Below are 22,788 nucleotides of genomic sequence, written 5' to 3'. Positions count from 1 at the left end.
AAAGGAGGAAAATGTATGGGTCAGCTGATCTTGATTTCGGGCCCAAACGACAGCGGCAAAAGCCGTTTTGCCGAACAACTGGCGGCTCAGACCACCGGCCCCCGCTATTACATCGCCACCATGGAACCCGCCGTCCCGGAAAACTACGCCCGGATCGAAAAACACCGCCGCCAGCGGGCCGGGCTGGGGTTTGTGACCCTGGAACTGCCCCATGGGGTGGGAGATGCCCCCGTCTCTCCGGACAGTGTGGTACTGCTGGAAGATGTCTCGAACCTTTTGGCCAACGCCCTGTTTGGCCGGGGCGGCAACGCGACCGAGGTTCTGGAGGACCTGACCCGGCTGCAAAGCCGCTGCAAACTGCTGATTGCGGTGACCATCGGGGGGCTTTCCTCTGAGGGGTACGATGGGGAGACCGCCGGATACATCGACGCCCTAAACGGGCTGAACGACGCACTCTTTGCCCGGGCCAGCGGGGCAGCCCGGATGCAGGATCACCAGCCCCTGTGGCAGAAAGGAGGCCCCCATGCTCTGGATTGAATCCTTTTTTGTAGCTCTCTCTACGTACAGCGCCCTCCCCGCCCCTCAGTTCGAGTGGAACGAGAGGAACATGAAATACGCCCTCTGCTTCTTCCCGGCGGTGGGGCTGTTCTGCGGCGGGGGGCTGTTCGGGTGGTACGCCCTCTGTTCTGTGGTGGGGGCCAGCGACTTTTTCTTTGCGGCGGGGGCGGTCTGCCTGCCCCTGCTCATCACCGGGGGCATCCACATGGATGGCTACATTGACACGGTGGACGCCCTCTCCTCCCACCAGCCCCGGGAGCGAAAGCTGGAAATCCTCAAGGACTCCCACTGCGGGGCTTTTGCGGTGATCTACTGCGGGGTGTATCTGCTGCTGAGCCTGGGGCTCTTTTATGAGCTGGCGGGGCGACCGGGGGCCATCGCCGCCCTCTGTCCCCTCTACTGCTTCTCCCGGGCGCTGTCGGGGATCTGCGCCGTCCGGCTGCCGAACGCCCGGAAAAACGGGATGCTCTCGGCCTATACCCAGAGCGCCGAAAAGCGGGCCACCGCCGCCGTTTTGGCCGTAGTGGCCGCTCTGAGCGGGGCTGCCGCCCTTTTGCTCGCACCTCTGCCGGGGGTGGGTGCAGTACTGGCCGGGCTGGGGGCGATGGTATTTTATCGCCGGATGGCTCTGGCCCAGTTCGGCGGGGTAACCGGGGACACCTCCGGCTTTTTCCTCCAGATCTGTGAGCTGGCCTGTATGGCGGGGGCCTGGGCGGGAGGGCTGTTTGTATGATCGAGCTTCTTTTCATCCGCCACGGGGCCACCGCCGGAAATCTCCAGCGAAGATACATTGGCCGGACCGACGAACCCCTCTGCCCGGCGGGGCTAGACCAGGCCGAGGCCCTGGGGGCGCTGCACTTGCAGGCCGACCGGCTGATTGTCAGCCCTCTGCTCCGGGCCCGGCAAACCGCTGTCCTCGCTTTTCCCGGGCAGGAAATGAGTCTGGAACCGGGGTTCGCCGAGACGGATTTCGGGATCTTTGAGGGAAAGAACGCCGACGAGCTGGCCGACTGCCCGGCCTACCGGGCCTGGGTGGACACCGGCTGTCAGGGGCCCATCCCCGGGGGCGAAGCAGTTTCGGACTTCAAGGCCCGGTGCTGTGCTGCCTTCGAGGCACAGATGCAGACTCTGCCCGAGGGCTGCCGGGCGGCGCTGGTGGTCCACGGCGGGGTGATTATGGCCATCTGTGAAGCCTATGCCCTGCCCCGGCGGGACTTTTATTCCTATCACCTCCCCAACGGCGGACTGCTCCGGGCCCGGTATGAGGGTGGCACCCTGACCATTCTATAAAATCAGACAGAAAAACCCGGCCCCCTGTGCGGCTAGCGCAGAAGGGCCGGGTCTGTTTGTTTTTACCGGGTTATTTGCCCCGGATCAGCCGGGAGATCTGGATGCAGAGGGTTGGAGCAAAAGCCAGCCCCAGCACCCACATAAGGTTAGCCGAAGAGAGGGGCGCCACCAGGAACAGCCCTTCCAGCGCGGGGACGAAGAGAACCAGCGCCAACAGCAGGATGCCGATGCCGAAAGCCATCAGGGAATAGGGATTCGACCCCAGACCCAGCCGGACAATGGACTCGGGGCCCCGGCAGTTGAAGCCGTGGAAGAGCCGCGCCAGAGTCAGAGTTGCGAAAGCCATGGTGCTGGCCAGGGCTGCACCGCCTTCGGCCAGGCCGATATAGAAGGCGATCATGGAGGCCACGCCGATCATCAGGCCCTGCCCGAATACCCGGGTAATCATGGGGCGGTCCATCATAGATGCATTGGGGTCCCGGGGTTTCTGGTCCATCAGGCCGGGGCGGGCGGGCTCCATGCCCAGGGCGATGGCGGGCAGACTGTCGGTCAGCAGGTTGATGAAGAGCAGGTGCACCGGCTGGAAAGGCACGCTCAGCCCCGCCAGAGAGGCATAAATCACCGCCAGAATGGCGGCCATATTGCCCGAGAGGAGAAACTGCACCGCGCTACGGATGTTGGCGTAGACACTGCGGCCGTTGAGGACGGCTTTCACGATGGTGGCAAAGTTGTCGTCCGCCAGAATCATGGCGGCGGCGTCCTTGCTGACCTCGGTGCCGGTGATGCCCATGGCCACGCCCACATCGGCTTTTTTCAGGGCCGGGGCGTCGTTGACGCCATCGCCAGTCATGGCCACCACACAGCCCCGGCGCTGCCAGGCCGAGACAATGCGGATCTTGTGCTCGGGGGAAACCCGGGCGTAAACCGCCGTTTTGGGCAGAACCTCATCCAGGGCAGCATCGCTCATCCCTTCCAGCTCCACGCCGTCCAGAGCCTGGTCCCCCTCGCCAAAGATGCCGATCTGCTTGGCGATGGCGGTAGCGGTGGTCTTGTGGTCGCCGGTGATCATCACGGTGCGGATGCCCGCCCGCTTGGCGTCCGCCACGGCCTGGACGCTCTCGGGCCGGGGCGGGTCGATCATGGAGATCAGGCCCACGAAGGTGTAGTCAGTCTCCTCTTCCAGGGTCAGCAGCCGGGCGCTGGGCAGAGGCCGCAGAGCAAAGGCCAGCACACGCAGGCCGCTCTCGGACTGCTGCCGGTTGACCTGCTCGATCTGGGCCCGGAGTTCCGGGGTCAGGGGCACCGGCCCCTGGGAGGTGAGCAGCCGGGTGGACCGGGCCAAAAGCACGTCCATGGCGCCCTTGGTGTAGAGGGTGGGGCCCTCGTCGGTGTCGTGGAGAGTGCTCATCAGCTTGCGGTCGGAGTCAAAGGCCAGTTCGGACAGCCGAGGGTGCTGGGCACGGTAGGCCTGCTCCTCCACCCCAAACCAGGCGCCCAGCTGAACCAGAGCCACCTCGGTGGGGTCACCCACAGCGGCGGCGCCGGCGGTGTGGCCCAGGGTGGCGTCGCTGTCCAGCAGGGCAATCTTCAGCAGGGCCCGCTGGGCGTCGTTGGCCAGCTCCAGGTCGGTGCCCCGGGTCAGGATGCCGTCGGCCCAGATGTTCTGGACCGTCATCCGGTTCTGGGTCAGGGTTCCGGTTTTGTCCGAGCAAATCACCTGCACCGAGCCCAGGCTCTCGACGGCTTTGAGCTCTTTGATAATCGCGTTCTGCCGGGCCATTTTCTGGGTGCCCATGGCCAGAACGATGGTGACAATGGAGCTGAGAGCCTCCGGGATAGCTGCCACCGCCAGAGCCACGGCGAACATCAGGGAATCCAGGATGGTCATGCCGCTGCGGTAGACCGACAGCAGGAACACACCGGCGCAGATGACCAAAATCAGGAAAGCCAGCTTGCCCGAGAAGTCATCCAGGTTCTTTTGCAGAGGGGTCTTGCGCTGCTGGGTCTGGTTCATCAGGCTGGCGATCCGGCCCAGCTGAGTCTCCATGCCGGTGGCGGTGACCACCATAACGGCCCGGCCATAGGTGACCAGCGAGCCGGAAAAGACCATGTTTTTCTGGTCGCCCAGGGCAACTTTTTCCCCGGAGATGGCGGAGCTGATCTTTTCCACCGCCTCACTCTCGCCGGTGAGGGAACTCTCGTTGACCTTGAGGGACCAGCTGTTCAAAAGCCGGCCGTCGGCCACGATCAAATCGCCGGCTTCCAGCTCGATGATGTCCCCCGGCACCACCTGGCTGCTGGGGATTTCCTGCCGCTGGCCGTCCCGCAGCACCTTGGCGGTGGGGGCGCTCATGGCCTTGAGGCTCTCAAGGGATTTTTCGGCTTTGAAATACTGGACGGTGCCCAGCACCGCGTTCAGGATCAGAACCGCAAAGATCACCAAGGTGCTCTCAAGATTGCCCGAGAACATGGAGATCAGGGCGGCCGCAATCAGGATGACCACCAAAAGATCCTTGAACTGCCCGGCAAAAACTGCCAGGGCACTCTTTTTCTGGCCCTCGGCCAGCTGGTTGGGCCCCACCTTGGCCAGCCGCTGGGCGGCCTCGGCGCTGGTCAGCCCGCCTGAAGCTGCGTGCAGCTCCTGAAGGGCCTGCTGGGGTGTAAGGCGGAAGAAATTCTGTTCCATACGGGGTCTGCCTCCCTTTCTTTTGGACGAAATAGCGTACAAAGCCGGGAAATTTGCAACAAAAAAGACTCCCCGGCCCGATCGCATATGTAACAGCACATATGAAATCGCAGCCGAAAAGTCTTGTTACCTCTAATGTAAGTGGCACGCCCCGCCAGACTGCCCAAAAGAGCAGATCGGGATGTTGACAGGACGAATTGCAACTACTCCCTTTTCTCTGTGAGGGATACTATACCATGTTCCCCGCCAAAAAGCAAGGGGAATTTTTCCGCCGGGGTTATTCCATTCGGGCCAAAAGGGGCGAAAGCTCCCGGTAGGGGCAGATCAGCCGCCCCTCGGGCACCTCCTCCCCCCGCACCAGGAGAAAGTTCTGGGCCACCATCCAACGCTCACCGCAGCGGGGGCACTCCGCCGCCCAGACCCGGCAGGCCTGCTGCCCGGTGGGGATTTGCTCCAGCCCGGAGATGGGCCGGCAGCCCCGGAGATAAAACTCCGCTGAGAGATCTTCTGCCTGGTCCTGCCAGAGGGGCAGCAAAAACAACCGGGGTTTGCCGGTGAGGGTGGTACGGGCATGGCAGGCTTTGCAGTGGGGCGGCTTGACCAGCTCTTTTTGCAGCAGGCCGCCCAGCAGGTAATCCAAAAGTTCCAGCATAGGCCCTCCCCTTTCGCCGGGTCAGCGCACCCGCTGGCCCGCCCGGATCATCTCGCAGATCTGATCGGCCTTGGAGATTGCCTCCAGAACCCGGGGATCTTTCATTCCCAGCTGGCCGCGGGAAACCTGCAGGGTCGTAACCTTGATCTTTTTGCCGTCCAGCACAAACTCTGCCCACACCCGGGAAGTGCCCCGGAACTGCCGGCCGTCGCAGGTGCGGACCCCCGTCACCTGGGCCAGGTCAATGGTTTGCAGCTCGAAGGGGTTGAGTTTCCAGACTACCGCAGCACGGCTCTGGGCGGGATCAAAATAGAAGATGCCGTTGTGGGTGGTGAACCGAAGCTTGTGAGGGAAATTCTTGGCCAGCTCGGCAGCCTTTTTGTCCAGCTGTTTGTTCATCAAAATCGGGGTCGCCACGCCGACGGCCACAATCCCCAGGGCGCTCAGACCTGACATCAGGCCGTTTTTGGCGTTCCAGACCCCGAATACCAAAAGGGCCAGAATCAACAGCACCTCGCCGCCATACCAGGCAGCCGCATAGCGAACATCCGTCTTTTTCATATCCGATACCTCCTTACAACACAGAACCTGAAATTTGGTTCTAACCCTATTGTAGCACCGTTCTTTTTCCCCGTCCATACACAAGCGGTCTGGATGGCTGTATTTCCCACCCGGGCTATGGTATACTGGGGGCAACAATCCACCCAAAGGAGGCCGCCCCATGCAAATCCTCGACAAAGAAACCTGGCCCCGGAAAGAGATCTACGAATTTTTCTCCCGAATCGATTACCCCTTCTATTCCGTAACCCTGCCCCTGGACGTCACCAACGTCCGGGCCTTTGCCCGGGCACAGGGGCTCTCCTTCTATCACCTTCTGATCTGGGCCTGCACCAAAGCCCTGAACCGCCTGCCGGCCTTTCGGCTCCGCATCCGTGGGGAGGATCTGGTTCTGCTGGACGGGGCGGACCCCAGTTTTACCAGCATGCGCCCCGGGGAGGAAGTATTCCAGATCATCACCCTGCCCTGGGAGGCCGACCCCCGGGCTTTCTGCTCCCACGCCGGAGAAAAATCCGCCCGCCAGACCACCCTTTTGGATCAGGCAGCGGAGACCGACGAGCTGATTTATTTTTCCTGCACCCCCTGGTTCGACTTCACGGCCCTGACCAACGAGCACAATTTTGACAGGGACGACTCGGTTCCCCGGCTGGCCTGGGGCAAATACTACGAGGAAGGCGGGCGGCTGTGGGTTCACCTGTCAGTGGAGGTAAACCACCGGTTGATCGATGGAGTCCATCTGGGGCAGCTGAAACAGGCCCTGGATGAGGAGATCGCAGCCCTGGGCGGGTTTAACTAAAAGAGAGCTGGAGCCAGCTAAATCCCGCTGGCTCCAGCTCTCTTTTTGGGTTTTGATTACAGATTCAGGGGCAGTTCGATGCAGCTGCCCGGACAACCAGTAAAGATGGTCTGATGGGCCACCCGGGTTTCCGCCTGGTCCGCCCAGACCCCGGCATAATTGCTGTGGGCTGCGTACTGGGGGAAGTCAGAGGAGGAGACATCCAGCCGCAGGCGGCTGCCGGGCTGAACGGTCCAGGCGATATCCCACATTTCCACCGTGACATCCACCGGGGTTCCAGGGGTGTAACTGGCACCCTCGGGCAGGTCGGCGGCGATGGTGGTGATGCTGCCCCGGATGTTATAGGCGCTGCCGTCCGGGAAAACCTCACAGAGCTTGGCGGTGAAGGCGGTATCCTCGCCATCAGTGGATACCCGCAGCCGGACCTTGATTTTGCCGCAGATGGGCAGGGGCTGTTCCAGCGGCGCCGAGAGGAAAGTACGCACATCGGGCCGCCAACCCGGCTCCGGCTGGAGCAGTGAGCCCGCCTGATCGATGGTGGTCAGGACGCTCTCTGCCCCGCAGGTGGGGCAGGGGTCCGCCGGGTCGTAGTCAAAGGAGACTTCCCCGCCTCCCTGGGGCATCTCAGCCAGGCTTCCGTCCGCCTGGAGGTAGAGGTTTTGAACGGCGAAAACCGGTGCAGGCCAGGCGGCCAGCTCTTTCCAGCAGTCCTCCCGCAGGGTATAGGCCCGGACCCGGAGCCGGGGCTGCTGTTTTTGTTTGAGCAGCAGATCGAACCACTCCAGAATCCGCTTGACGTCGCCATTTTCCAGGTGCTTTTGTTCTCCCCAGGCCAGGCAGGGATGGGACATATGGTTCCAGCAACCCACATCCAGCCAGCTGTGCTGCTTGGTTTCCTCGTTCAAGGAGAGCCAGGTGTTCATGGCGCTGCCAAAATGGTGGTCGTACCAGGCGTCCACGATATAGACCGGCACCTTGACTTTGGCGGGGATATCCATCAGCTGCTTCCACCAGCCCTGCTGCCAGTAGGGGTCGCTGCGGCGAGTGGCGTGAATCCAGTCCTGGTACCAGTCCAGCCGCCCGCCCCAGAGGGCTTCGTCCACCCCGGCGTGGGGACGGTAGCGGCAGCTCTCAAGGTAATCCGCCGTGACGGGGTGGCCGGCGTTCTGCATGGCCCAGCCGGTCAGAACATCGTGCCGGAACAGCCCTTTTTCGTAGGCGGAGGTGAAGCGGTCGGTGCCGTAAACGGTCAGCAGCATCCCCTTCACCTTTTCGGGCACCGCATCGGCGATGGCCCAGCCTGTCAGAGCCAGGTAGCTGGCGCCAAAATAGCCGATGCTCTCGGCCCAGGGCTGGTCGTTCAGCCAGTTCAGGGTAAACAGGCCATCCGCCCGCTCGTTGACATTGGGCTCCCACTGACCCTCGCTCTTGCCGGTGCCCCGGCAGGTCTGGACCAGATATCCGTAGCCGCGGCGGGCCAGCTCCTCCCCGTAGACCTGGTAGAGGGCCGCCTGCTGGGGGTAACAACTGCGCTGGACCAATACGGGAAAAGAACTCTTCTCCGCCGGTTTATAAATCTGCATGTACAGCCGGACCCCGTCCGGCATGGTGAGGTATTCTTCTTCCTCCACCGGGGTGCAGGGCTCACCCTCAAAAGGGCAGGCGTCGAACTGGGCCCGCAGGCCCTGGACAGCCTCCCGAATGGTCCGCTCCATTTCGGCCTGCTTTTGGGCCAGTGCAACGGCTTTCTCTTGTTCCGTCATAAATTCTCTCCCTCTCCAAAGACTCTCTCAAAACCGGGTGCAGCTGACAAAATGGCCGGGCTCTACTTCCTTGAGGGGGATATCCTTGCCCCGGCAGGCATCGGTGGCATAGGGGCAGCGGGCCGCAAACCGGCAGCCCGGGGCCGGGTCGACGGGGCTGGTCAGCTCGCCCCGCATAATCTGGGTGGAGAGTTTTTTGGCTTTCAGGCTGGGAATGGGCACCGCGTCCAATAGGCCCTGGGTATAGGGGTGGAGGGGGTTGGCGAACAGGTCCTTTGTCTTGGCGTATTCGACACACTGGCCCAGGTACATCACCATGATCTCGTGGCTGATGTGTTTGACGACGCTCAGGTCGTGGGTGATGAAGATATAGGTCAAGCCCTTTTCTTTTTGCAGGTCCATCAGCAGGTTGAGGATCTGAGCCTGAATGGAAACATCCAGGGCCGAGACGGGCTCATCGCAGACGATGAACTCCGGATCCATGGCCAGAGCCCGGCCGATGCCGATGCGCTGGCGGCGGCCGCCGTCCAGCTCGTGGCTGAAGCTCTCGGTATATCGCTCGCTCAAGCCGACCGTTTTCATAATCTCAGCAATCCGCCGGTCGTACTCCTCCTGGTTTTTGCAGACCTTATAGATCTTCAGGGGTTCACCGATCAGCTCCTTAACGCTCTTGCGGGGGTCCAGGGAGCCGGAAGGATCCTGAAAAATCATCTGCATCCGGGCGCGGATGGGGCGGATCTCTTTGGAGTCCATTTTGGTAATGTCCACCCCATCGTACAAGATCTGACCGTCGGTCACATCGTACAGCCGCAGCAGCACCCGGCCCAGGGTGGATTTTCCACAGCCGCTCTCACCCACAACGCCCAGGGTCTGGCCTTTTTTGATGGTAAAGCTGACGCCATCCACCGCGTGAAGCTGGGCATTGGCCCCTACTTTGAAGTATTTTTTCAGGTTTTTGGCTTCGATCAAGATTTTATCTTCCATTTGCGGCTCCTCCTGTCAGCGTGCGGACTGCATCGGGTCAAACAGCCGGCAGCGGATGTAGTGGGTGGGGCCCACCTGACGCATGGGCTGCTGGGCGCGGCACTCGGCGGTGGCGTATTTACACCGATCGGCAAAGCGGCAGCCCTTGGGCTTCTGGGTGGGGTCTGCCATCATGCCCTCAATCGCCTCCAGCCGGTCACACTCCTCGTTCAGCTTGGGGATGGCGTTGAACAGCCCCTGGGTGTAGGGGTGGCGCTGGTCCGTCTCAAAGATATCCTCAGCGGTGCCATACTCAATGGCCTCGCCCGCATACATGACCATCACCTTTTCACAGGTCTGGGCCACGACGCCCAGATCGTGGGTAATCAGGATCATGGCCGTGTTCAGCCGTTTTTGCAGGTCGTTGATGAGGCCCAACATCTGGGCCTGGATGGTCACATCCAGCGCGGTGGTGGGCTCGTCCGCCAGGATCAGTTTGGGCTCGCAGGCCAGCGCAACGGCAATGACAATTCGCTGCTTCATGCCGCCGGAGAACTGGTGGGGGTACTCGGTTTTCCGCTTGGCGGGGATGCCTACCAGCTCCATCATCTCGTCCACCCGGGCTTCCAGCTGGGCGCGGCTCTGCTCGGGGTGGTGAATTTTCAGCACCTCCATGATCTGGGCGCCCACCGTCATCACCGGATTCAGGGCCGACATGGGATCCTGGAAAATCATGGACACGGTGCTGCCCCGCATTTTGCGGATGGTTTCCTCCGGGGTGTTGAGCATATCCACCCCGTCCAGCTGGATGCTGCCGCTGGTGACAAAGCCGATCCCCTCGGGGAGAAGCTGGATGATGCTCAGGGCCGTGGATGTTTTGCCTGCGCCGGTCTCACCCACAAGGCCCAGAGTCTCTCCGTAGCCCAGCTCCATATCCAGGCCATTGACCGCATAGACAGTGGAGATTTCGGTGTCATATTCTACGCTGAGATCCTGGATCTTCAGCAGTTTTTCCTTCTCGCTCATGGCCTTCAAACCCCTTTCGTTGCCTTGCGGCGCTTTTTGCTGCCGTTGCCCAGGGTTCCGCGCAGCTTCGGGTCCAGTGCGTCCCGCAGCGCGTCGCCGCACATATTGAAGCAAAGCACCACGATCATAATGGCGATGCCGGGCGCGATGGCGATGACCGGCTGGTTGGACAGATATTTATAGCCGCCGCTGACCATGGCGCCCCAGCTGGCAGTCGGGGGGCTGATTCCCATGCCCAGGAAGCTCAGATTGGCCTCGGCCAGGATGGCACCGCCCAGGCTGGCGGTCATGGTGACGATGTTGGCGGACAGACAGTTGGGGAATACATGTACAAGGGTGTTCCGCACCCGGGATGCGCCGCAGAGGGTGCCGGCTGTCACATAGTCGGCGTTGCGGACGCTCAGCACCTGGCCCCGGGTGATGCGGGCATATTGCGGCACCATGGAGATGCCGATGGCTAGACAGACGTTAAACAGTCCCTGCCCCAGGATAGCCCCCAGGAACAGTGCCAGAATCAGCATAGGCACCGCCATCATAGCGTCCATAATCCGCATGATGACCGAGTCCACCACGCCGCCGGCCACGCCCGAGATAAGACCCAGAGCCATGCCGATGACGCTGGAGATCAGCACCGCCACCAGGCCAACGGTGAAGGAGACCCGGGCGCCGTAGATGATCCGGCTCAGCACATCGCGGCCATTGGAGTCGGTGCCAAGCCAGTGCTCTGCAGAGCAGCCCTTGAGCACATTGTACAAATCGTCCTTGTTGGGGTCATAGGGCGCGATGACCGGGGCAAAGATCGCCACCAGGACCATCACCAGAATCAGCACCGCACAGACGACGATGATCTTGCGGCCGAACATAACGCGCAGCACGCGCGAGGATTTGAGCCGGTCCAACAGGCCCTTTTTCTTCGTGTTTTCCATCCGTTTTCCTCCTTAGCGCGTCCGCGGGTCGATGATGCCGTACAGGATATCCACCATCAGGTTGCACAGGGCGACAAAGATCGAGATGACTAGAACGCCATTTGCCACCAGCATAAAATCACGGCTGCTGATGCCGTTCATCATTACGCTGCCAAGGCCGGGGATAACAAACAGGTTCTCAATCAGAACCGTGCTGCCCACCATGGTACCCAGACGGCTGCCCATGACGGTGACGATGGGGATCAAAGAGTTGCGCAGCTGGTGTTTCATGATAATGGCATTCTTGGGCACACCTTTGGCCCGGGCGGTGGTGACGTAGTCCTGGCGGATAACCTCCAGCATGGAAGAGCGGGTCAGACGGAGGAACCCGGCGTTGACACCCAGGCTCATAACCAGAATGGGCATGATCATATGGCTCAGCCACTGACCGAAATCGCGCTCCATGGGGACATAGCCGGAGGTGGGCAGCCAGTGGAGACGCAGGCCCAGAACCAGCATCCCCATCATGCCCAGCCAGAACATAGGCATCGAAACGCCGATATTGGCGAAGAAGGAGATGACACTATCCAGCCATTTGCCACGATTCAGCGCCGAGACAATGCCCAGCAGCACGCCGGTGACCGTGCCGATGATAAAAGCGGGCACTACCATGGACAGGGTGACCATCAACCGGGGCAGCAGGATATCGGCAATTTCAGATTGATAGCTGATGGACTGCCCCATGGTGCCCCGGAACAGCCCGCCGATCCAGGACAGATACTGGACGATCACCGGGCGATCGTAACCATACAGATGGGTGTAGTATTCGATCTGCTCCGGGGTTGCCGAGGCGCCCAAGTAGTTCGCCACCGGGTTGCCGGGGACCAGCTGGATCAGGAAAAAGACAAACAGGGTGACCAGTAAGATGGTGATACAGGACTGAACGATCCGCTTGCCGATCATTTTCAAGAGGTTTGGCATAATTTCACTCCATTCTTTGGACAGATTGGGCTGGAACTTCACGGGGAGACCCCGGCAAAGCCAGAGTCTCCCCGTGAGCCCAACCGTGGGATTCTATGGATGAAGGAGAAATAGGAGAGATTACAGGTTCAGCCAGCAACCGGACAGATCCCAGGAGGCGCTGAAGGACATCCGGGAGAAATCGTCGATGACGTAATCGTACTTAAAGCTGGAGGCACTGTTGATGAACAGCGGGCGGCCAAACAGGCAGGAACCAGTCTCGGCGTCGTAGATCGCAGCCTGGAGCTCTTTTTCCAGCTCATGCTTCTCGGTTTCATCGACGCAGCCACGAATGGCCTCCAGCAGCTCCATCTCTTTTTCCGGGTGCTGGATGCCGGGGGCGTAGTAAGCGCCGTTGGCGTCCAGGTGGCGGCCCATATACAGGCCCAGATCCGGAGAAACGGTGGCGTAGTGAGGCATCAGGCCCTCCCAGGTGCCCTCCAGCATCAGCTGGTTCTGGGTCGCGGCATCCACCTGGTTGATCTGGCAGCGGATGCCCACCTCGGTGAGCATATTGCCGATGGCGGTCATCATGTCGGACAGAGAGCTGATCGCGTTGATCTTGGTGTCGAAACCATCGGCATAGCCGGCTTCCGCCAGAAGCTCTTTGGCCCGCTCGGGGTTGTAGGTGAAGTGGGTCAGCTCATCGTTGTAAGTCACCGCGCCGGGGACAGCCCACTGGTCGGTGAGCTGGGCAGTGCCCATCATAAATGCAGCGTTGATGGCGTCCATGTCGATGGCGTAGCACATGGCGCGGCGGACCCGGGCGTCGGCCCAGGGGCTGTCGATGGCACTGTTGGGGATCAGGCCCACCGTCTCAATGCCCACGCCGTTGGTGTTGCGCTCCTCGATATAGATGCCGGCGCCAGTCAGCTCCTGCTTAATCATGGGGCTCATATCACCCACCGAGATGATGTCGTACTCGCCCGCCTGGAAAGCGGTGCTCATGGTGGTGGGCTCAGAGATGACGGTGATCTCGACGCTGTCCAGATAAGGCTTGCCCTCTTCCCAATAATTATCGTTCCGGGTGTAGATGGCGTAAGCGTTGTTCTCAAACTCGCTCAGCTGGAAGGGGCCGGTGCCGCAGGTGCCCGCGTCCAGAGAGGAGGGGTTGGCGATGGCCTTGGGGCTCATATAGTAGACAAAGAAGCCGACGGACTCCAGGGTGGAGGAGTTGACCTGAGCCAGAACCATCTTGATGTGGGTATCGTCGATCACCTCGCAGCTGGCGATGTTGGCCACCTCGGTGCGGTTGTTGGCCTGATACTCCTCGATGTTGGCTTTGACCGCCTCGGCGTTGAAGGGCTCGCCGTCGGCGAACTGGACACCCTCCCGCAGGGTCCAGGTGATGCTGGGCTCGGCCTCGTCGAAGACCCACTCGGTCGCCAGGCGGGGCACCCGGTTACCGTCCACATCATAGGTGAACAGGTTGTCGTAGGCCAGGTTCAGATAGAACACCGCCGCATTGCCGCTGGCGCGAGGAGTATAGCCCGGGGTGGCAATGGGACTGCCATAGGCAAAGCGAAGGGTGCCGCCCATCTTGGGGCCGGAGGTGGGTGCGGCGCTGGCGGCACCGCCTGCAGAGGCCGCTGTCGAGCTGGAGGAAGAACTGCCGCATGCAGTCAGGCCAACAGCCGCCATAGCCAGACCAGCTGCTTTGAGGAAATTGCGCCGAGAAATTTTCTTCATAACATGTCTCTCCTTCTTCTTTCTTGTTCTCTAGGGGGGTAACATCCATTCCGTCCGGTTTTGTCTGCCGGGATTCTGGTTTAAGTTTAACGTTTATCTTGATTCCTTACCACCAAAAAACAGCGGGGATTTTTCATTTTTCGTACTTTTTTGCAGGGCTGTATCCCACACTTGTATTTTTCCGTTCTGCGGTTTTAAAAATCCGTCCTGCTGCCCCTGGATGCAAAAAATGCGGCGCCCCGAATGGGCGCCGCACCCCTTCACCGCGCATTCAGCCAGTTGTCCAAACGCTGTTGCTTGGCGGCAATCACCTTTTCAATTCCGGCCTCGTTCAGTTCGTTCAAGAAAAGAGGCAGGGCTTCATTTGGGTCCAGACAACCGCCGAGCAGTGCATGGTTATAGCAGCGCACTACAGCAGAACAGCTATCCATCTCTGCCATACATTCCGATGCATTCACCGAGAATCCATAAGCCGGAGAAACCCTCGCTTTCCCTGACTCCGGAAGCGGAGCAGACTCAGCCGCCCTGACCCCCAGACAGCAGTTCGCATTGCACCAGCGGTCTGCCCAAGCAGTATCCTGATCCTCTTCTTCTCCGTACAAAAACAAGTGGGCTGCTTCCGGGTCAGTACAGAGCAGCTCCAGAAAGGCCAGAGCCTCCTCTTTTTTGCTGGGCTGCACCGGCAGTCCCCATCCATCCGGCAGGCCGCTGCTATTCTGGATCATCTCATTGAGGGGAATGGCCGCGAGAGACTCGCCATAAGCCCTAGAATAGCAGTCCAGAGTATCGGCGTTGAGACGGCAGAAAAAACCAAACCCCCGGCATACCCGCATCAGATCCACCGCCGGCTCTGACCGCAGGCAGGCATTCTGGAGGATCAGCCCCTCCTGACGCCAGCGGTACATCTCCTGACAAAGCCCGGCATATCCAGCGCTGGCGTAGAGGTTCTGCACCCTCGTACCCTCCCCGCGGAGCAAGACCCCCAGCTGATCGTCCAAAGGGTCCTCCCCCAGGGAGAGGTTCATCCGGCCATAGTCCGGTACCACCGGCAGCACATCCGGCAGCTCCTCTTTCACCCGCAAAAGCAAAGAGTGGAGCTGGCTTAAGGTACGAACTTTCTCGGTCTGAATCCCCAGAGCATCCAGAAGATCCTGCCGGGCCAGAAATCCGCCGCAATAGCAGTCGGTGGTTCCGCTGGGCACAGCATAGATCCGCCGGTATTTCCGCTTGCTGTCCCATTGAGTGGGGCTAAACGCCCCATAAAGAGTGGGGTACCGCTCCAGCAGGGTGTCCAGCGGGTAGACGTTGTTTTCGTACACATGGGCCGCCAAAGTCTGGGCCGCCGAGAGGAAAAACAGGTCCGGCGCCTGTTTCTGCATCAGCCGCTGCCACAGGGCAGACTCGTACCGAGCAAAGGGCTGTTGTTCCAACTGGATCTCAAACCCCAGCTGAGGGCGGGTCAGGGCACTGAGCCGTTGGGAGATCCGGGCACAGGCCGACGACCCTGAGGGCCCGGGCATCATTAAAGTGAGAGGCTCGCTGCCTGAAGAGACTGCGGGCCCCGAATATGAGGGGGCTGCCGTTCCGGAGGCACAGCCGCTGATCGCCAGGGCAAGCCCCAGGCCCAAAAAACTTCTTCTGGAAAGTTTCATAAATCGTTCTGGCGCTCCTCCTGCGGGCTGCGGCCATAAGCCTTGCGGTATGAATTGGAAAAATGGGAGAAATTGCTGTACCCCACCTTGGCTGCGATCAGGCTGATGGGAAGGCTTGTGGTGCGCAGCAAGGACTGCGCTTCCTGCAACTTCTGCCGGACCACATACTCTTTAAGGGTCTGTCCTGTCTCCCGCTTGAAAATTCTGGTCAGATAATCCGGGCTGAGATGAGCCACCTGGGCCAACTCCTCCCGGCGGAGTTCACTTTCCAGATGCTGGGCAATATAACGGCAGACCTGCTCCACCACGCTGTGTTCCTCCTCGGCGCTGGCGCTGTTCAGGGCGGCAGTCACATGGCGGATAAGCGCCCGCATGGTGTGGACGTTCTTCATCCCGCTGCGATAAAGTTCCAGAGCCTCCGGCTCCTGGAACATGGCGTGGAGACGTTCCCGGTCCTGTTTCAGCGCATTAAAAAGCATCTGCATATAATCCTGGTAAAAGCACTGCAAAGTGGCTCGGTTCAGCTGACCAGCCGCGTCCAGGCTATCCAGCAACTGAAGGGCCTCCTGTTCAGCGGCAGAGGCATAGCCCTCCTGGAGCAGACGCTGCCAGCTGGCAATCTGGGTGTTATGGAAGGTCGGTTCCCCCCCTGCCTCCTGCTGGGGCTCGGCCCCAAAAATGCCGCTTTGGAGGGTTACATTGGCGCCGCACCGGGCCGTCAAGATCTGCCACAGCCCGGCCGCCCGCCGGAAAGGCTGCGGCCCGCCCGGGTAGAGCGCCGAGGTAAAGTGGAGATAATGTTTGCAGGCACTTTGGAGATAAGCCAACCGACTGGCCAGGGCCTCTTGGTCCAGCTCCTCCTGGGTACGGCTTTGGAGCGCCAATGCCAGACAATGGGTCTCCGGCATGGCGCAAACTAGAGAGAGTACCTCTTCCGATGGAAAAACATCCCCGCAGATGTTGCCCACGGCATACGAAAGCAGGTTCCACTCCAGCGGTTTACACTCCTCCTCCCAGCGCAGGGGCTGGATCAGGATCAGCCAGGCGTCCTGGGTACGCAGAGGCACGAGCCCCAGCTCCTCGAAGGACTCCAGATCCTCGGGCCGGACGGTTCCGCCCAGATGATCCCGCAACAAGTTGGCTGCGATGCCGCTCTGGCGCTTGTCGAAAATTTCACCCCAGCGCTGCAGCTCCTGGGCCATCTGGGAAGACTGGACATCGTTCACGGCCTTTTGGACCGCATGGGCAATCTGGGTATAGGGTGCCGGCTGAACAATATAGTCGAATCCCCCGTAGTGGATGGCTTCCTGGGCATAGTGGAATTTGGCGTGGGCCGTGAGGAAGATACAGCGGGTTTCCATCCCCTGTTCCCGCATCCATTTAAGGAGGTCCAGCCCGTTTTCCACCGGCATTTCGATATCACAGAGCATGACATCCGCTCTTTGACGCTGTAAACTGACCCGAGCATCCAGGGCATTCAGAGCAGTGTCCACTATATCAAAGCCCATTCCCTGCCAATCAATCCCTTTTACCAGGCCCCGCACCACGCTGGCCTGGTCGTCCACGATCAAAAGTTTCATTCTCGTTCCTCCCTGTTTCCGGCTGCCTCGTCAGGGCTAGCCGGCGCCCCTATTTCACTTTTCTCTCGTTTCATTGGCAAAAACACCTCAAACCGGGCGCCGCCCTCTCTTCCGTTGGTGGCTGCAAAAGCCACCTGATCGCCATATTGCAGCCGAAGCCGGCGGATCACATTGTAAAGCCCCACATGGTGGCCGCCAGGCCCCTGGGCGGGTTCCTGGTTGAGCTGGCGCAGGTTTTCCGCCGAGAAACCCGCCCCGTTGTCCGCCACGCACAGGTCCGCCACCGGACCGGTTTCGGTATGGAGCAGCCGTCCGGTAATCTCGATTTTCAGTGCCCGATCGGCGGTGCGGCCGTGTTTGATGCAGTTTTCCATCAGGGTCAGCAGGGAAACCGATGGCAGCCGCATTTCCAGCAGCGCCGGGTCAATATCCTGGAAAAAGCCCACCGGCTCCGGCTGGCCAATACTGGACAGTTGGGCGTAGTTGCGGCACTGCTCCACTTCTTCCTGAAGGGAAATGGTGTCTTGCTTATAGGACAGAATATACCGCAGATACCGCCCCAGCAGCAGCACCAGCTCCTGAATGTCCTCCACCGAACCTGTCTCGGCCAGGGCGTAGACGTTTTTCAGGCAGTTCAGGATAAAATGGGGTCGTATCTGGAATTTCAGGGCAGCCATTTCGCTCCGCTCCGCTTCCAGCTGACGCTCATAGGAGTCGATTTTCAGTCGGGTTATCTGGTCGATCATCTGGTTGAAGGTTTCGTTCACTTGGACAAACTCAGCGTTTCGGTAGGTGCCGCTGGGCCGGGCCTTCAGGTCCCCTTCACCGATCCGCTTCATGGTATCCACCAGAATATTCATGGGCCGGAACACCACGCCGTTCATATAAAACAACAGGAATGGGATGCTCAGCAGCACCAACACCGTGGCCAGTATGGTGAAAACCTCCAGTTTTCCGGCCAGCAGTCCCTTGGGATCATAAGGCTGCAGGGAGATAATCTCCAGCTCCTGCAGCCAGGCCCGGGCCGCCATCATGGATGTTCCCTGCACCTGGAGCCGCCCTGACCTTGGGTTACTCCAGCGGATCTGATCCCGCCAGTTACAGGCCGGGTCCCCCACCAGGAGCTCCTCCTGGCTGCCATATACCAGAATGGTTCCATCCATTCCATAGTTCTGAATGGTATCTTCAAACACCTGACAAAGATCAATGGCGGTGGAGATATGGACGTTATGGTATGCTACGCTGCGCAGCAGATACACCCGGCCGCCAATGGTTTCCTGGTACCAGTCGGTGGTGTTCAGGGTTTGCAGAAGGGTCAGCTGCATGAAATGGCTTTCCAGAGCCAATTTCTGGCACAGCTGCTGCTCGGCCGAACCGTAGAGCGCCCCATATTCCCCTACATACAAGTTGTTGGGCAGGCTGCAAAGGATCATACCCGCCAAAGCGTCGTTGTAGAGCAGAACTGCCGGCAGGGCCTGTTTCACCTGATAGAGATCCAGATACGCTTGGGTCTGATTGCTCCGATCGGCCAACCGGCGGAAGGCCGGATCGTTCAGAGACAGGTTGAGCATGTAGCTCTCAGCAGACTCCATCTGCTCGCTCAATGTCAGGGTGAACAACTCGAGGTTGCTTTGCATGGCCTGGGCCAGACGGCTGTACCCTTCCTCAGAGGCGGAGTAAAGTAGGAACAGGGCCGCCAGCAGCGCCGGGATCGCAACACCGGCAAAGATTATCAAAAGCTGCCGTTTGAGGGAGTGCAGCCGGGGGTTGGGTTTAAAGTCTTTCATAGGCAGACGACTTTCCTTTCCGAATCTTTCTGCAAAGAGTTGCAGCAAAGGGCTCCTCTCCTGTATAATATCAGAAAGTACAACGTTTTACAAAAGGAGAATGAACTTTTTATGGACAAGTCCGCAGCGCCAGGCAGAGGACGTTTTATCTGCGAGAATTTCTTCATGCTTCACAACCAGATCCGCCCCGGGGAGGCGGGTGAAGACTGGGCCGAGATGTATCTGGATGTGGTACAGGAATCCAAAAACCCCTATGGCCTGGTGCATGGCGGCGCCCTGTTCACCATGGCGGACTGCTGTGCCGGGCGGGTTGCACGGCTGGACGGACGGATGTACGTGACCCAGGACGCCTCGGTGCAGTTCATCCGCAACGTGGATTCCGGGCGTCTCACTGCCCGGGGCACTGTCCTGAACCGGGGCCGCCGGGTCTGCCTGATCCAGGTAGAGATTCGGGAGCCAGAGGGCGGGCTGCTGTTCCACGGCACATTCACCATGTTCTGCATCCGTGAAAAAGCAGACTGACCTCCACTATGCAGAAAAACCGGCAGAGCCTTGGGGCCCTGCCGGTTTTTGGTTCGCGTCAGATATCGTCGTAGGTGATGAGCTGAATTTCTTCCTCCGCCAGCCAACTGCGCAGGGCCTCGCTGCACAGCATTTCTACCTCTCGGGTGCGGTTGATGGTCAGGCTGGAGTTCCGCAGGATGAAGTCGTCGAGGTATCCGGGGTGGCAGATAAAGATGGCGGGCCGATCCTCCGGCGCAAGACGCAGCTCCTCTTTCAAGCTGGCCAGCGGGTCATAGTCAGGGTCCATACTGTGCATGGTGCAGATATGGACAGGTACCTGCCCCACCCGGTGGCCCCGGACGGCGAAGGAGGGCGGACAGTATTTCAGCCCGTGGCGATCCGCCACAATCTCCATCGCCTGGAAAAAGGTCTCGCTGGCTACGGCATGGCCCCCGAAGTAATGGGGCTTTTCCCCCACCAGGTCCAGGAACTTCTGGTACTGGGCCTCGCTCTCGAGGATGGCCTCTTCCAGCTGGACGAAATCCTCGCCCTTGGCATGGGCAGCGCGATACACCCGGCTGCTTTTAAAGCAGCCTGTTTCGTCTACCATGCTGGGGATCAGGGCCGGGTCGCTGACGGGACGGCCCATGCAGATATCGGTATGCTGGCCCAGGCAGACCGGGCAGCCCTCCAGCAGGGCCAGGCCGTGGGCGGCGGCGGGCATGCTGGGCATGACGCCCACGCTTCCGATCAGGCCGTCCCGAACCGATTTTGCGATGCCGCAGTTGACGCCCTCACTGTACCCCAGGTCGTCGGCGCGGAGAAGCAGTTGTTTCATCGGGTCCAATCTCCTTCCATCAGGCTTTGGCCTTGGGCTTGGACTCCACGCCCACAAAATAGGTCACGACCGCCGAGACAGCGGTGGAAATGATCAGAGCGATGATGCCATTGACCAGGTTGGCAGTGCTCCCGCCCACAAAACCGGTGAAGCTCAGGATGTTGGAGGGAGACATGGAGTAAACGGCCACATGCATCAGGCCCGCATAGGCGCCGCCCGCCAGGCCGCCGGCGATCATGCCCAGGAAGGGCCGGCGGTAGCGCAGGCCGATTCCGTAGAGGATGGGCTCGGTGACGCCGCCCAGAACAGCCGAGATCAGGTAACCCACGTTGGCCGAGCGCTCGTCATTGTGCAGCCGGAAGAAGGCGCCGATGGACATGCCGATGGTGGCGTAGACTGCGCATTTGCCGCAGACAAAGATCAGCTGATCGACGCCGGTTTCCATCAGAGTAGTCATAGCGGGCAGAACCAGCGGGGTGTGCATACCGGTCATGACCAGGAACTCCCAGACCGAAGCAATGATGGCCTTGCCCAGGAAGCCGCCGTAGGTTGCCACACCGTTCAGGATAATGGCCAGGTAGTTGCTGAGGATGGAACCCAGGGGCGCCAGCAGGCAGAGGGCGATGGGCGACATGACAAAAATGGTAAAGGTGGGCACAAAGACGATGGCCGCCGCGTCGGGGACAATCTTTTTAAACAGGCGCTCCACATAGTACAGGGCCGCCACCGACAGGATAATCGGCAGCACCGACTGGGTGTAGCTGACCAGTTTCATGGGGATGCCCAGGATGCTGAAAGGTTCGCCTGCCGACACCAGGGCCAGCAGGTCGGGGGCGATCAGGATACCGCCCATATAGGCGCCCAGCACCGGGGTGGCGCCGATCTTTTTGGCGGCAGTATAGCCGATGTAGATGGGCAGGAAGTAGAAGCCCGCATCATACAAAAAGTCCAGCAGGATATAGAGGTTGCTCTCTGCGGGGAGGATGTTCAGCATGGTAGAGCCGCAGATGGTGGTAACGGTCTTGAACATACCGGCTGCCATCAGGATGGGGATCAACGGGGTCATGGAGCCGGCCAGGTAATTCAGAATATTGCTGCCGATCTTTTTGGGGGTCAGCTTTTCCTTGGGAGCGTCCAGATTTTCGTTGATGGCCTCCTGCTCCTGGAATCCGCCCTCCTTGCACAGGGCTTCATAGACCTTGGGCACATTTTGGCCGACAATCACCTGGAACTGGCCGCCGGCCACTACTACGCCGATGACACCCGAAATTTTCTTGATCTCGTCCTGTTTGGGCAGACCCATATCCTTGAGGACAAAGCGCAGGCGGGTCATGCAGTGGGTCACGGAGGTCACGTTGCTCTTGCCGCCCACAGCGGCCAGCACGTCTTTTGCAATCTGTTCGTTGCGAACTGCCATGATGTTTTCTCTCCTTTTCTGAAAAAGATGCCAGGGGTCTCGAATAAGCGGGAACTCGTATGAAAAACAGCGGGCGCGCACCGCTGCAATTCCTAAAAAGAAAACCCCCACAGCGCAGGCGTACAAGACGCCCTGCACAGTGGAGGAAATGCCCCTTCTGACGGGTTACAGTCCTTCTTTGATGCAGATACGGTTTACATGCAGGATCAGGTAGAGCTGTTCTTCCTCGGTGAGGGTGCAGCCCCACTCCTGCTGGATATGATCCGCGATTTTCGCCACACAAGCGGCCACATCCGGATATTCCTCCCGGAGGGTGTGGTACATGGCCAGATTTTCGCTCTGGATGGCCTGCCCGGTGCGGATCCGGACAAAGAGATATTGCAGGTGGGTGGCATAGCGGGAGTAGTTGAAACCGCTTCGGTTTACAATACACCGGAAGTGATTCTCCACAATGGCGGTGATATCCTCCAGCATTTCCTCCCGCAGTTTTGCTTCCTCTGCCTCATCGGGTTCGGGCTGGTCAGCGGCCCGCCCGTTCAGCAGGTTCATGGCCACGGCCACTGCTTCTTCCGGCGGCAGCCCGATGTGAAACTCCTTCTGGAAACGGCGGACAATGTACTGCCCGATCTTATACTCCGTCGGGTAAAGCTGCTCGACGTCGTAGGCCAGCGGCATATGGACGCGGATATTTTTCAGCACCCGCTCCCGCGCAAAGGCCAGATGGTCCGCCAGGGTCAGTACCACATGCGCCCGGAGCTCATAGGGCAGCTCGTTGCGGGCGATGTCCAGCACCCGGGCGCTGAAATCCAGCATATCGGTGGGCAGATCCTGAAGCACCTGGTAGTACTTGGGATCGATGCCGTAAAAGGTCCGCTCCACATCGTCCAGCGAGAGCACCCGCGGCAGCCGCTCGTACCCCAGCCCTTTGCCCATCGCCACCAGCTCCCGGCCAGTTTCGTCCCGACAGATGACGGCGTTGTTGTTGATTTTGTGGAAAGCCTTCAGCATCTTTTCGCCTCCCGGTCTGCTGTATCACAAAAAGGCCGGCATCAACATGGGAAGCAGCCCGCAAGCGGAATGCCCTCTTCGGTTACAGCCACTTGC

At 60.1% G+C, this 22,788-nt stretch carries 20 protein-coding genes; 5 read left to right on the top strand and 15 right to left on the bottom strand.

The window, feature by feature from the left end; all coding sequences use genetic code 11:
• Window positions 1–15 precede the first annotated feature (15 nt).
• From JCM17207_RS10770 to JCM17207_RS10760, 3 genes are read left to right on the top strand one after another with little or no spacing between them, the layout of a single operon-like run.
• Complete coding sequence (locus JCM17207_RS10770; protein ID WP_238317626.1) at window positions 16–537, top strand: bifunctional adenosylcobinamide kinase/adenosylcobinamide-phosphate guanylyltransferase; 522 nt, start codon at window positions 16–18, stop codon at window positions 535–537.
• Window positions 524–1,291 carry an adenosylcobinamide-GDP ribazoletransferase gene (locus JCM17207_RS10765; protein ID WP_238317625.1) on the top strand — a complete coding sequence of 256 codons (768 nt, stop codon included), beginning with the start codon at window positions 524–526 and terminating at the stop codon, window positions 1,289–1,291. Before JCM17207_RS10770 ends, JCM17207_RS10765 begins: the two co-directional genes overlap by 14 nt.
• A complete protein-coding gene (locus JCM17207_RS10760) occupies window positions 1,288–1,848 on the top strand; it encodes a histidine phosphatase family protein (RefSeq protein ID WP_238317624.1) in 561 nt (186 codons plus the stop codon). The genes JCM17207_RS10765 and JCM17207_RS10760 overlap by 4 nt, the downstream gene beginning before the upstream one ends.
• A 70-nt stretch (window positions 1,849–1,918) precedes the next feature.
• Here the strand turns inward: JCM17207_RS10760 and JCM17207_RS10755 are convergent, their stop codons facing one another.
• The 3 genes from JCM17207_RS10755 to JCM17207_RS10745 all read right to left on the bottom strand — a co-directional run bounded on the left by JCM17207_RS10755 (window position 1,919) and on the right by JCM17207_RS10745 (window position 5,747).
• A complete protein-coding gene (locus tag JCM17207_RS10755) occupies window positions 1,919–4,534 on the bottom strand; it encodes a cation-translocating P-type ATPase (RefSeq protein ID WP_238317623.1) in 2,616 nt (871 codons plus the stop codon).
• A gap of 277 nt (window positions 4,535–4,811) precedes the next feature.
• Window positions 4,812–5,186, bottom strand: a complete 375-nt coding sequence (locus tag JCM17207_RS10750) for a hypothetical protein (protein WP_238317622.1) — start codon at window positions 5,184–5,186, stop codon at window positions 4,812–4,814.
• A gap of 21 nt (window positions 5,187–5,207) precedes the next feature.
• The gene (locus JCM17207_RS10745) at window positions 5,208–5,747 is read right to left on the bottom strand and encodes a hypothetical protein (protein WP_238317621.1); all 540 of its coding nucleotides are present in this window, start codon (window positions 5,745–5,747) and stop codon (window positions 5,208–5,210) included.
• A 160-nt stretch (window positions 5,748–5,907) separates the two neighbouring features.
• Here JCM17207_RS10745 and JCM17207_RS10740 point away from each other — a divergent pair, with 160 nt between their 5' ends.
• On the top strand, window positions 5,908–6,540 hold the full coding sequence (locus JCM17207_RS10740; protein ID WP_238317620.1) for a CatA-like O-acetyltransferase: 633 nt from the start codon (window positions 5,908–5,910) through the stop codon (window positions 6,538–6,540).
• Window positions 6,541–6,596: 56 nt separating this feature from the next.
• On the opposite strand, the gene JCM17207_RS10735 is transcribed toward JCM17207_RS10740, so the two are convergent.
• The 9 genes from JCM17207_RS10735 to JCM17207_RS10695 all read right to left on the bottom strand — a co-directional run bounded on the left by JCM17207_RS10735 (window position 6,597) and on the right by JCM17207_RS10695 (window position 18,925).
• Window positions 6,597–8,303: a CocE/NonD family hydrolase gene (locus tag JCM17207_RS10735; protein ID WP_238317619.1), complete on the bottom strand. Its 1,707-nt coding sequence runs from the start codon at window positions 8,301–8,303 to the stop codon at window positions 6,597–6,599.
• 27 nt (window positions 8,304–8,330) lie between these two features.
• Window positions 8,331–9,287 carry an ABC transporter ATP-binding protein gene (locus JCM17207_RS10730; protein WP_238317618.1) on the bottom strand — a complete coding sequence of 319 codons (957 nt, stop codon included), beginning with the start codon at window positions 9,285–9,287 and terminating at the stop codon, window positions 8,331–8,333.
• 15 nt (window positions 9,288–9,302) lie between these two features.
• On the bottom strand, window positions 9,303–10,292 hold the full coding sequence (locus tag JCM17207_RS10725; RefSeq protein WP_238317617.1) for an ABC transporter ATP-binding protein: 990 nt from the start codon (window positions 10,290–10,292) through the stop codon (window positions 9,303–9,305).
• Between the two features lie 5 nt (window positions 10,293–10,297).
• A complete protein-coding gene (locus JCM17207_RS10720; RefSeq protein WP_238317616.1) occupies window positions 10,298–11,218 on the bottom strand; it encodes an ABC transporter permease in 921 nt (306 codons plus the stop codon).
• Between the two features lie 12 nt (window positions 11,219–11,230).
• The gene (locus JCM17207_RS10715) at window positions 11,231–12,178 is read right to left on the bottom strand and encodes an ABC transporter permease (protein ID WP_238317615.1); all 948 of its coding nucleotides are present in this window, start codon (window positions 12,176–12,178) and stop codon (window positions 11,231–11,233) included.
• Between the two features lie 120 nt (window positions 12,179–12,298).
• On the bottom strand, window positions 12,299–13,906 hold the full coding sequence (locus JCM17207_RS10710; RefSeq protein WP_238317614.1) for an ABC transporter substrate-binding protein: 1,608 nt from the start codon (window positions 13,904–13,906) through the stop codon (window positions 12,299–12,301).
• Window positions 13,907–14,166: 260 nt separating this feature from the next.
• Window positions 14,167–15,429 carry a DUF3502 domain-containing protein gene (locus tag JCM17207_RS10705; RefSeq protein ID WP_238317613.1) on the bottom strand — a complete coding sequence of 421 codons (1,263 nt, stop codon included), beginning with the start codon at window positions 15,427–15,429 and terminating at the stop codon, window positions 14,167–14,169.
• Between the two features lie 125 nt (window positions 15,430–15,554).
• The gene (locus tag JCM17207_RS10700) at window positions 15,555–17,138 is read right to left on the bottom strand and encodes a helix-turn-helix domain-containing protein (protein ID WP_238317612.1); all 1,584 of its coding nucleotides are present in this window, start codon (window positions 17,136–17,138) and stop codon (window positions 15,555–15,557) included.
• Complete coding sequence (locus JCM17207_RS10695; RefSeq protein WP_238317611.1) at window positions 17,135–18,925, bottom strand: sensor histidine kinase; 1,791 nt, start codon at window positions 18,923–18,925, stop codon at window positions 17,135–17,137. The genes JCM17207_RS10700 and JCM17207_RS10695 overlap by 4 nt, the downstream gene beginning before the upstream one ends.
• A 111-nt stretch (window positions 18,926–19,036) precedes the next feature.
• Here JCM17207_RS10695 and JCM17207_RS10690 point away from each other — a divergent pair, with 111 nt between their 5' ends.
• Complete coding sequence (locus JCM17207_RS10690; protein WP_238317610.1) at window positions 19,037–19,447, top strand: PaaI family thioesterase; 411 nt, start codon at window positions 19,037–19,039, stop codon at window positions 19,445–19,447.
• Between the two features lie 58 nt (window positions 19,448–19,505).
• On the opposite strand, the gene JCM17207_RS10685 is transcribed toward JCM17207_RS10690, so the two are convergent.
• The 3 genes from JCM17207_RS10685 to JCM17207_RS10675 all read right to left on the bottom strand — a co-directional run bounded on the left by JCM17207_RS10685 (window position 19,506) and on the right by JCM17207_RS10675 (window position 22,692).
• Window positions 19,506–20,267 (bottom strand): ChbG/HpnK family deacetylase, encoded by a 762-nt coding sequence (locus tag JCM17207_RS10685; protein ID WP_238317609.1) that lies wholly within the window; start codon window positions 20,265–20,267, stop codon window positions 19,506–19,508.
• A gap of 19 nt (window positions 20,268–20,286) precedes the next feature.
• A complete protein-coding gene (locus tag JCM17207_RS10680) occupies window positions 20,287–21,684 on the bottom strand; it encodes a PTS transporter subunit EIIC (protein ID WP_238317608.1) in 1,398 nt (465 codons plus the stop codon).
• Window positions 21,685–21,849: 165 nt separating this feature from the next.
• Window positions 21,850–22,692 carry a PRD domain-containing protein gene (locus JCM17207_RS10675; protein ID WP_238317607.1) on the bottom strand — a complete coding sequence of 281 codons (843 nt, stop codon included), beginning with the start codon at window positions 22,690–22,692 and terminating at the stop codon, window positions 21,850–21,852.
• Between the last annotated feature and the right edge of the window lie 96 nt (window positions 22,693–22,788).

The sequence above is a fragment of the Faecalibacterium gallinarum genome, assembly GCF_022180365.1.
Classification (GTDB): domain Bacteria; phylum Bacillota; class Clostridia; order Oscillospirales; family Ruminococcaceae; genus Faecalibacterium; species Faecalibacterium gallinarum.
The sequence above is the reverse complement of the archived record's forward strand: the minus strand, read 5'-3'. Positions and strand labels throughout refer to the sequence as shown.